The 8939-nt window shown below is 44.8% G+C and carries 11 protein-coding genes; 4 read left to right on the forward strand and 7 right to left on the reverse strand.

Annotation, left to right across the window (positions count from 1 at the left end):
• Positions 1-68: 68 nt before the first annotated feature.
• Both RIC07_RS27675 and RIC07_RS27680 read right to left on the reverse strand, forming a co-directional pair.
• The gene (locus tag RIC07_RS27675; protein WP_446397338.1) at positions 69-737 is read right to left on the reverse strand and encodes a polysaccharide deacetylase family protein; all 669 of its coding nucleotides are present in this window, start codon (positions 735-737) and stop codon (positions 69-71) included.
• 200 nt (positions 738-937) lie between these two features.
• Positions 938-1486 (reverse strand): hypothetical protein, encoded by a 549-nt coding sequence (locus RIC07_RS27680; RefSeq protein WP_446397328.1) that lies wholly within the window; start codon positions 1484-1486, stop codon positions 938-940.
• A 486-nt stretch (positions 1487-1972) separates the two neighbouring features.
• Here RIC07_RS27680 and RIC07_RS27685 point away from each other — a divergent pair, with 486 nt between their 5' ends.
• Positions 1973-2893: an alpha/beta fold hydrolase gene (locus RIC07_RS27685; RefSeq protein ID WP_446397329.1), complete on the forward strand. Its 921-nt coding sequence runs from the start codon at positions 1973-1975 to the stop codon at positions 2891-2893.
• A 241-nt stretch (positions 2894-3134) separates the two neighbouring features.
• Here RIC07_RS27685 and RIC07_RS27690 read toward each other — a convergent pair whose 3' ends face one another.
• Positions 3135-3665, reverse strand: coding sequence for a DUF4330 domain-containing protein (locus tag RIC07_RS27690; RefSeq protein WP_446397330.1), 531 nt, complete (start codon positions 3663-3665; stop codon positions 3135-3137).
• 235 nt (positions 3666-3900) lie between these two features.
• Positions 3901-5112: an RNA-guided endonuclease InsQ/TnpB family protein gene (locus RIC07_RS27695; protein ID WP_446397331.1), complete on the reverse strand. Its 1212-nt coding sequence runs from the start codon at positions 5110-5112 to the stop codon at positions 3901-3903.
• Positions 5113-5702: 590 nt separating this feature from the next.
• Between RIC07_RS27695 and RIC07_RS27700 the strand changes: the two genes are divergently transcribed.
• Positions 5703-7142, forward strand: a complete 1440-nt coding sequence (locus tag RIC07_RS27700) for an MFS transporter (protein ID WP_446397332.1) — start codon at positions 5703-5705, stop codon at positions 7140-7142.
• A gap of 133 nt (positions 7143-7275) precedes the next feature.
• Positions 7276-7464 (forward strand): CPXCG motif-containing cysteine-rich protein, encoded by a 189-nt coding sequence (locus RIC07_RS27705; RefSeq protein ID WP_446375307.1) that lies wholly within the window; start codon positions 7276-7278, stop codon positions 7462-7464.
• Between the two features lie 49 nt (positions 7465-7513).
• On the opposite strand, the gene RIC07_RS27710 is transcribed toward RIC07_RS27705, so the two are convergent.
• From RIC07_RS27710 to RIC07_RS27720, 3 genes are all read right to left on the reverse strand, one after another.
• Positions 7514-7711 (reverse strand): hypothetical protein, encoded by a 198-nt coding sequence (locus RIC07_RS27710; RefSeq protein WP_446397339.1) that lies wholly within the window; start codon positions 7709-7711, stop codon positions 7514-7516.
• 78 nt (positions 7712-7789) lie between these two features.
• Positions 7790-8293: a DUF3368 domain-containing protein gene (locus RIC07_RS27715; protein ID WP_446397333.1), complete on the reverse strand. Its 504-nt coding sequence runs from the start codon at positions 8291-8293 to the stop codon at positions 7790-7792.
• Positions 8290-8535 (reverse strand): UPF0175 family protein, encoded by a 246-nt coding sequence (locus tag RIC07_RS27720; protein WP_446375313.1) that lies wholly within the window; start codon positions 8533-8535, stop codon positions 8290-8292. Before RIC07_RS27720 ends, RIC07_RS27715 begins: the two co-directional genes overlap by 4 nt.
• Positions 8536-8595: 60 nt before the next feature.
• Here RIC07_RS27720 and RIC07_RS27725 point away from each other — a divergent pair, with 60 nt between their 5' ends.
• Complete coding sequence (locus RIC07_RS27725) at positions 8596-8763, forward strand: hypothetical protein (RefSeq protein ID WP_446397334.1); 168 nt, start codon at positions 8596-8598, stop codon at positions 8761-8763.
• Positions 8764-8939: the final 176 nt, after the last annotated feature.

The following is an 8939-nucleotide window of genomic DNA, read 5'->3' on the forward strand; positions in this document are numbered from 1 at the left end:
TGCCAGTTTTTGGCTGATGCCACTCTACAGATAGCGCTAACGAGAACTGAGTTCGCAGTCAGAATGCCTTATTTGAGTTGCCAGAGTTGGTCAATGGTCACAAAGTTAAATCCTTGATTCAGTAGGATTGGGATTAACACGGCTGTGGTTTGGGTAACATCTTCTCCTCCACAGTAACCATCATGCAAGACCAGGAGTGATCCATTCTGTACTTGCTGTAGGACTCGCCGGACAACGACTGAAGTCCCAGGACGTACCCAGTCTTCTGGTACAACACTCCACATCACAGGTCGGTAATGCCATTGGTGTAATAATCTGAGAGTCTGGGGAGTAAACAACCCATTCGGTGGGCGAACATCCCGCAGGCGATCGGAGTTCAGTCCACAAGCTTGGGTAATTGTTGCTTGGGTTTTTTCTAAACTTTGCTTGAGCGTATCTGGTGTCAGCAAAGGGAAAGAGTGGTGATGATAGCCGTGCAATCCAATCCAATGACCCTGGGCGTACACTTCGCGAGCAACGGTTGGGGCTGATTGAACGCAAGTCCCTAACCAAAAAAAACTAGCTTTGATATCGTAGCGCTCTAGGACTTGCAGAAGATGGGGGGTGTACTGAGGGTGAGGACCATCATCAAACGTGAGCGCAATGGTTCGCGACTGGGGTGAACCTGACCAAAGACAATCAGGAAAGACAGTTTTCAGAATTGGGTACAGCAGGGGATAGAGGGGGGCAAACTGCATAGGGTAGGAGGGGGAGCTGGGGGAGCCAATGTAGAGACGTGCCATGGCACGTCTGGGAGATGGGAATACAGTCGATTCTGTAGGGGCGGGTTTTACCCATAACGTTTTGGCACAAACCGATAACTGAACTAAACCCGCCCTTGTCCGGATTCAGGGGACGCAAAAATTAAGGTCAAAACTCAAAACTCAAAACTCAAAACTCAACACTCAAAACTTAAGTCATCCAGGGTCAGTTGACCGTCAAAGGCATAGAATGTAATGCGAGAGATATTCGGCGCATTAATCTGTAGCTGGGTATTGGGAGGTGTAGATGAATCTGATCCAGCTAAATTGGGTTGAGTCGTCACCTGATCAATAAGCATACCTTGGGAGTCGTAAGCAGACATGATCGTTCGCTGGGAACTGGTGACGTAGCAGCAGAACCGAGCAATCGGCTGCAAAAACGTTGCTTCTAGCCAACCGCTTTTAGGTGCCGCCATGAGTACGATTGTACCGGAGCGGGGAGGATAGGCAGGGTTTGATGGCTGTAGAGCGATCGCGTTTTTAAATGTCACTCCAAACTGGTGAAATTGATGCTCTACCACTTCAAAACAGGTTAAAGCTTCCAAATTAAGGCAGACACTCTTCGGTCTTATCACGAGTAAACTCGACTCATATTCAGCTATATCCCAGGCAGGAGAAGCGATCGCCGCTTGCGACTTGATGAAGTTATCATCTATAATTTCCTGTAACTGTAAATTGCATTGCATTGTTATAACAGATTTTAAACAACAAATAAATAAATTGATGAGATCGAACACCGGAAAGCTTATAACTCTATAAGCCTAGAAAAAATGTCAAGTTTTAGGTTTCAAGCACCGCTCAAATCTCCTGCTCTCAAAATCACCAGATATCTCCGCTCTGCTTGCAAATCACGTCTACAGGCGGGTTATGCTCAAATTGAAACTCAGCCGCAATGATGCTCCCTGAAACCGTCTCACTCAAAACTACAAGTGTTTTTTAGGTGATTACTGATATGAGTTTGTACCCTTTTGTGTGTAAACGTCCACTCACATAAAATCCTCCGATGAAATAATATTGAGAAAAGTTCCCTCAGTTCAAAACTTATGATTTTAACGCCTTTCTCAAAGATTGACTCACGTTGACCTAGGATTCCGGGTTAAGGGAATCAACTTAAAGTCAGAGGCTCTCGACCCTAGAATCAGGGATGATAGCAATAGCGATAAAGTTGAGATATGATTGAACCCAACGGTTTTAAACAGCACTCCTTAGTGACCTCACTGGGACGCATGACATACTACACGGCTGACGACATGCCGTGGCAAAGCCCAGAAACCCCTGAGCCAGAAGAACGACCAACATTAGTCTTTTTGCATGGCTTTGGGGGTGGGTCATCAGCGTATGAGTGGTCAAAGGTCTATCCGGCATTTGCCAGTGAGTATCGAATTTTAGCCCCTGACCTCATCGGTTGGGGTCGTTCAGAGCATCCTGAACGCAATTATCAGATTGATGACTACATCACCACGATTAATGAATTCCTAGAGCAAACCTGTCCTCAAGGAACACCAGTGGTTGCTTCGTCTCTAACCGCCGCTTTGACAATCCGAGCCGCGATCGCACGTCCTGAACTGTTTAAGTCTTTGATTCTCACCACTCCATCAGGACTCTCTGATTTCGGGGAAGACTACACACGTAGCTTTTTTGCCCAGTTAATCAGCACACCGATTCTGGATCGCATCCTCTACAGCACTGGCGTCGCCACTGAAGGCGGTATCCGCAGTTTCTTGGAAAGTCGGCAATTTGCTCGTTCCAGCCGAATTTACTCAGAAATTGTGGATGCTTATTTAGCCTCAGCTCAACAACCAAATGCTGAATATGCAGCGCTGTCGTTTGTGCGGGGAGACTTGTGCTTTGACTTATCGCTGTACATTACTCAACTGACCACTCCCACAGCAATTATCTGGGGACAGAAATCGGAATTTACCAGCCCAGAAATCGGCAAGCGACTGGCGGCTCTCAATCCGAAAGCCGTTCAAGTCTTTCAAACCCTTGAGGATGTTGGATTGACTCCTCAGCTCGAATTACCAGCCGTCACGATTGGTTTAATCCGAAAGTATTTGAAGATGCTGAATTCAGAGGAAATGATAGGCGATTAAGAGTTTGTCATTGGTCATTTGTCATTGGTTATTTGTCATTGGTCCTTAAGGCTAAACTTACCTATCCAAACATTGTCAGGAATCAAGAAACAGTTGTTTATCCTATTTCCTGTTCCTTGTCCCTGTTCACTGTTCCCTATGAAGTAGGTCGGTGGAAATTTTCTATTCCTATCCGGCTGTGGTTTTTGGCTAGATAGGATGTTTTTCGGGAAATATCTAGAAATTACCTGTGAATCAAGCTCTAATCGTCAACCCTGACATCAATCACACTAGCGTTGAAATTGTAATCCTTACCCTCTAATTCCACAGGCGTTCCAATTTTAAGCTTGCTATTTCCCAGAACCGGACCATCATCGGTAATAGTGGCTTGACCACCGAGGGTCATTAGTATATCAGTGCTAAAGGTGTCAGGTCTAGGATCGGGTAGTGCTTTAGCCGAGCCATCGGGTTGAGGTACAATAACCAGTCTTGGCAATTCTTGTACCGATATGATGTCCACCTGACCAGAGGGTTGATTGCGAATAACGATATTTGTTTTCTTTTCTGCTCTAAATTGAGACATCAAATCCTCTGGCTTACGCACGCTCAACCCTCGAACAATCAAATCAACTTCAACAGATTTTTCGGCGCTGCTTCCAGGTATCTGAGCGACGGAACCTGTACCTGGAATGAAAAAGATTCCCACAATCACTAATAAAATGACCAAGGCAGCCCCTAGATCAAGAATGCTGATTTTACCAAAAAGACGACCTTTAGAATCCAAAATAGTCATAAATCCTCACGATTAGTATTTTTTAAGTCTCGTTTTAACATCAACAGAAAACTCAGTTATGCTGCCCTGAGTTAAATTACTACGGCAGCAACAATAGATCAGTGTGACATCCTCTCACACCAAATTGAAAATTATGGTGTGGGCTTCCCCAAATCACTTTGAGGATTTCCTGGTTATTCCCCTTCGACTACGCGGTAGCTGAGCCTGTCGAAGCTCAGGGGATTGCGCCACTTGCCTAGTTTTGGTTTTCACCAACCCCCGGTAGATCGGCTGCACAGGCAGTTTCGATTCCCGCAAGTCCTGCGGTACTAATTAGTTCTATTCCTCGGTTTCTGATTACCTGACCACTGGCGACATCCCTATCGGTTTTGTAGCCGCAGTGAGGACAATCATGTACCCGGACACTCAGGTCTTTTTTCACTTCACCTTTACATTCAGGACACTCCTGAGAAGTGCCTCTGGCATCAACAACGGCAAAAAACTTCCCTCGTTTCCAGCACACATACTGGGTGATAGTGCGGAATTGACCAAACCCCGCATCAAGCATTTGCTTACCCAACATCCCTTTGGCGCTAATTCTATAGTCCAAGTCTTCCATGAAAATCATGTCACCAGCGTCGCAAAGGGCATGAGCTTGCTTAAAGTGAAAGTCTTTCCTGATATTGTCAATATGGTGGTGAAGTCGGGCAACCTTGATTCGTTGTTTCTCGTAGTTTTTTGACCGCTTCTCTTTTCGCTTACACCTGCGTTGTAGCAATTTCAGCTTACTTTGCAGTGTTTTAAAAAATTTAGGCGGACGGGCAACAACTCCATCGCTGGTCGCTAAAAACTTCTCTAGTCCCACGTCTACCCCAATTGAATGTCCATGAGGTTTGGGGTCGGGGACACTGACATCGCACTGGATGTTGATTGATGCATACCATTTATCGGCTTTTTGTATGATTCGCACTTGTTTAACCGTAAAGCCAGATGGAATAGGTCGGTGTAGGTTGATTGGAATTGTCCTCAATTTGGGTAGCTTGATATGGAGGTTTGTTACTGGATTCTCCTTAAACTGTGGGAACAGCAACGACTTAAACTGCCCAACCATCTTAAACCTAGGAAAGCCAAACCCACGAGACATAAAATAGTCCCAACCTTTATGCAGTTGCTTTATTGTCTGTTGAAGGACTTGAGAAGGAACCTCTTTTAACTTGGGGTATTCCTTCTTAGCCTTTGGCAGATTATTAAGCTGTCGCACTTCACCGGGAAATGGGGCATCGCACCGAATGATGTATTCCTTTTCCAGGGAGCATCTATCAATCAAACATTTGCGGCTATTGCACCAATCCTTTATCTCCCCCAGTGCATAGTTATAAGCACGGCGGCAAATTTCCATCCACTCAATTAACCGTTGCTCTTGAGTGGCATCTGGGTAGATTCGGTAACAGTAGTTAAATGTCAGCATACCCCTATTGTAGAACATTTACTGGTTAGCTAAGCAACTTTAAATGTCAATTTAGGTAACTCAATGTTAACCTAAATTGACCTTGGGGAGTCGTGTATCCCATCGCGCTCATCATAGATTACAGCGTGGGTCTCACAATTCCCCAAACCCCTGTCACGATAACCTGTGGAAAGCTTAGGAGTTTAAAACCGCTACCGTGCATTCCTCTCCGGGCTCGCATACACGGAGTTTCCTGCGACGGAGGCACTATTATGAGGATTCTGATGCTAAGCACAACGGCAGTCTCCAAAGGCTACTGAGCGTTACTGGCGTTTTCAGCGTGTGGGAGGTACGCGATCGCTTACCTATAATTCAGCATATCCTCTGGGATGTCAGGGGAAGCAAAATTGTCAGACATAATTGATCAGGCGATCGCATTCGTTCCGTTCGTAGTAGGCAATGCGAGTGCCATAAACCTGACGGGGTGATACGCTACTTGGAAAGTAGGTAGTCTACACGGTATAAGGTACTAATGATAAGGCTTTGGCTTTGTTGTCAGTCCATGAGAGATCAGCGCTAAAGCGCTTACTACAAACTCTAAAGGTGACGCTATGGATCAGTCTCCCTCATCCGCTTTACCGAAGCCAGATACTAAAACGCTGCGTTTTACCACCAAGTTCACCTATGGAGTGGGTGAGTTATCAGCCGCGATTCCTGGCAATATTTTATCCTTTTTCTTCTTATTTTTTCTCACGAATATCGCTGGACTTAGTGCGAGTAAAGCGGGTACTGTGATGCTGATTAGCAAAGCCTGGGATGCGATTAATGATCCGCTGATTGGCTGGCTTAGTGATCACACCCGTTCACCTTGGGGACGGCGGTATCCGTGGATTGTGTGTGGGGCGGTTCCTTTGGGACTCTTTTTTATGTTGCTGTGGATTGTGCCGACGTTTAGTCAGGATTCCACGTTAAATCAGCAGGCTTTATTCGGCTACTACGGTGTTTTAGGAGTTCTATTTTATGCCGCATTTACATCAGTGTTGCTGCCTTTCTCTGCTCTAGCTCCCGAACTGACTCAAGATTATCATGAACGGACTAGCTTGATCAGTTTTAAATCGGCATTTTCTGTCGGTGGCGCGATTCTAGCATTAGTGTTGGCTCAAGTTATCTTTTCTGTGGTGGAACATCCTAGCCGAAAATATTTAGTGTTAGGAATTGTCTGTGCCACTTGCGCTGTTGTATCTGCCTACGTCAGTGTTTTAGGAACTCATCGGGTTGTCCTCAATCAGCAAGAACCAGAGACAGTGAATGCGCCTGTACGCCCATCTTTACCCTGGCGATCGCAAATTGGCTATATTTTTGCCAATCGTCCCTTCTTGTATGTCATGGGTATTTATCTTTGTTCTTGGTTAGGGGTACAGATTACTGCCGCGATTTTGCCCTACTTTGTGATTAACTGGATGGGATTACCCGATCACCACTTTACCCAAGTCGCGATCGCGGTGCAAGGAACGGCGCTGATGATGATGTTTATTTGGAGTTTCGTGAGTAAGCGGCTGGGGAAAAAAGCGGTTTATTTAATCGGGATGCCGTTGTTAATTTTGGCGGAAGCTGGTTTATTTTTCTTGCAACCGGGTCAAGTTGGTTTACTCTATGGTTTGGCTATACTGGCAGGGTTGGGTGTTGCCACGGCTTATCTGATTCCCTGGTCAATGTTACCTGATGTTGTGGATCTCGATGAACTCAATAGTGGACAACGACGGGAGGGAATTTTCTATGGGTTCATGGTATTATTTCAGAAAATGGGGTTTGCGATCGCTCTCTTTTTAGTGGGAAAAATACTCGACTGGGCTGGGTTTATTTCCAGTGTGGCAGGAGAACCCAATCCTGTACAACCGGAGTCGGCGTTGTTCGCCATCCGGATGATTATTGGTCCGTTACCGACATTGATATTACTTTGCGGTTTAGTTTTTAGCTATTTTTATCCGATTACTCGTGAGGTTCATGTCCAAATTCTCCATCAACTCTGGGAACGAAATCATCAGTCATGAGTCAATTGTAGGGGTGGGTTTAGGAAATTGTAGGGGCGGGTTTAGCCACTAAATTTCGATAGTAACCAATAACGGAACAACAAAACCCGCCCTATCTCACCCCTAACTGATCTATACGTCATCAGTCGTCATAATGGAAAATACAGCAGAATACAGTTGCGCCTACTGTGGCGAAGCCAATATCACCTTTATTGATATTAGTGCTGGCTCTCAGCAATCTTATGTTGAGGATTGCCAGGTTTGTTGTCAACCGAATATTTTGTATGTCCGGATTGATGAAGACACCCTCGACGTAGAAATTGATACGGATGTGGAAAGTTAACTGGAACTGACGCTTTTGTTCATTACTTTGATGCTGGAGCGATCTCAAATCAGTTTGAGCTTGTTATCTTATCCAGACAAAGAACTAAATATTCATCATCCTCAAGCACATTAATTAAATCAATAAAAGCTTTTTGACTAGATTCGGAAATATGAAAATTTTTGGCATTGTTAACAGTTACCAGACTTCCTTGACGAGTCAATAATAGAGAAATCCTTGTAGTGCGAGCATCTTGCTCGCTACCCATTCCCAATTTAAATGCATGACAGCTTAGGCAAGAATGGGTAGTTAACCTAGATTGGGTATAACAACTTGTCAATATGAGTTAAGTTTGTAACTCACCTGCCGCTTGTAGAATTGTTGCATACAACTGACTACTTACTCGAAAATCCAACTCTCCCATCAACCGATCTATCAAAGGCTTAACCGTGGGAATGAAACCATTCTGTTTAGCTTGTAGTAGAACGCCTAACAATCCAGTTACATTGAGTCCATAATTAGTTGCCAACGCTCTACCACGCCGCTCATCCATCAGGAGTAAGTTAGCTTTCAATTCCAGCGCCAAAATGATTGCTTCGGCTTCACCCAAATCAATATTGTTCTGGCTAGTTTGAATGTCTGTCACTCTTTGAACATCAGCGACTGTCTTAGTCTGAATCCAAGATAGAGACTGTACTTCAACTGCGCCAGGAACAATTTTATTCACTGCCACCATTTTATCATAAACAGCTTGCGGAATAATGATGGTTTTATAGAGTTGCCGCAATAAATCGAGCTGACCAATTGCTGCCAGATTGGTGATGGGTGAAGTATCACTGACAACAATCATAGTAAGCCCATTGACTGCAAGGTTTGAATATCCAACTGAAAATCTTCTACATCATAGTTGATGCAAAGTCCTCGTTTCCCTAATTCGTGTTGGAACTCAATTACGGTCAGCCCAGTCCAGGCGCGGACTTTGCCACTGCTGATTTTTTCTTGTTTGTACAGCATGATGGCAATCTCTAGCTTTAGTTCATCCTTAGTCATCTTGGTGGCTTCGAGGATGTCATTCGGTATGACCAGACTCATCGGTTTCGGTTTGAGGAAATTGGATTATTCTGATTCTAAGGATAAGCGATTCTGCGTCAGATGGAACGTCTCTACAATGATGCCTCTAGAGAAGAAGACGCAGGATTTGTTAAGTTTTTTGGTCGTTTGGCAAAAAAAGTCAGTTTATGGGGGAAACCTGAAGGGGTGACAAGCAGCTCAAAAGCTTGGCAGACAAAGCATTTCCCCCCTCAAGCCTCGAAAAGATGAGAGCTTATTGACAGAATTATTGAGAATGAATACGCGAATGAGAATGATAATCACCTGGGTGACACTCCAGGAGTATGTTGATTGTCTTTAACTTTTTCTTGTTGCCAAAACATTACCCAGCAACGGCTAGATGGATTTCGGGTCTATCCGTGCGTGAAGCTCTCGCTATCGCGGAC

This window comes from Coleofasciculus sp. E1-EBD-02 (genome assembly GCF_040218245.1).
Taxonomy (GTDB): domain Bacteria; phylum Cyanobacteriota; class Cyanobacteriia; order Cyanobacteriales; family Coleofasciculaceae; genus Coleofasciculus.

Bases quoted from the DNA above. Each gene is read 5' to 3' on its own strand.
- RIC07_RS27710 (WP_446397339.1), bottom strand. From the start codon at position 7,711: ATGGGTAGCGAGCAAGATGCTCGCACTACAAGGATTTCTCTATTATTG.
- RIC07_RS27680 (WP_446397328.1), bottom strand. From the start codon at position 1,486: ATGCAATGCAATTTACAGTTACAGGAAATTATAGATGATAACTTCATC.
- RIC07_RS27695 (WP_446397331.1), bottom strand. From the start codon at position 5,112: ATGCTGACATTTAACTACTGTTACCGAATCTACCCAGATGCCACTCAA.
- RIC07_RS27675 (WP_446397338.1), bottom strand. From the start codon at position 737: ATGCAGTTTGCCCCCCTCTATCCCCTGCTGTACCCAATTCTGAAAACT.
- RIC07_RS27700 (WP_446397332.1), top strand. From the start codon at position 5,703: ATGGATCAGTCTCCCTCATCCGCTTTACCGAAGCCAGATACTAAAACG.
- RIC07_RS27705 (WP_446375307.1), top strand. From the start codon at position 7,276: ATGGAAAATACAGCAGAATACAGTTGCGCCTACTGTGGCGAAGCCAAT.
- RIC07_RS27720 (WP_446375313.1), bottom strand. From the start codon at position 8,535: ATGAGTCTGGTCATACCGAATGACATCCTCGAAGCCACCAAGATGACT.
- RIC07_RS27725 (WP_446397334.1), top strand. From the start codon at position 8,596: ATGGAACGTCTCTACAATGATGCCTCTAGAGAAGAAGACGCAGGATTT.
- RIC07_RS27715 (WP_446397333.1), bottom strand. From the start codon at position 8,293: ATGATTGTTGTCAGTGATACTTCACCCATCACCAATCTGGCAGCAATT.
- RIC07_RS27690 (WP_446397330.1), bottom strand. From the start codon at position 3,665: ATGACTATTTTGGATTCTAAAGGTCGTCTTTTTGGTAAAATCAGCATT.
- RIC07_RS27685 (WP_446397329.1), top strand. From the start codon at position 1,973: ATGATTGAACCCAACGGTTTTAAACAGCACTCCTTAGTGACCTCACTG.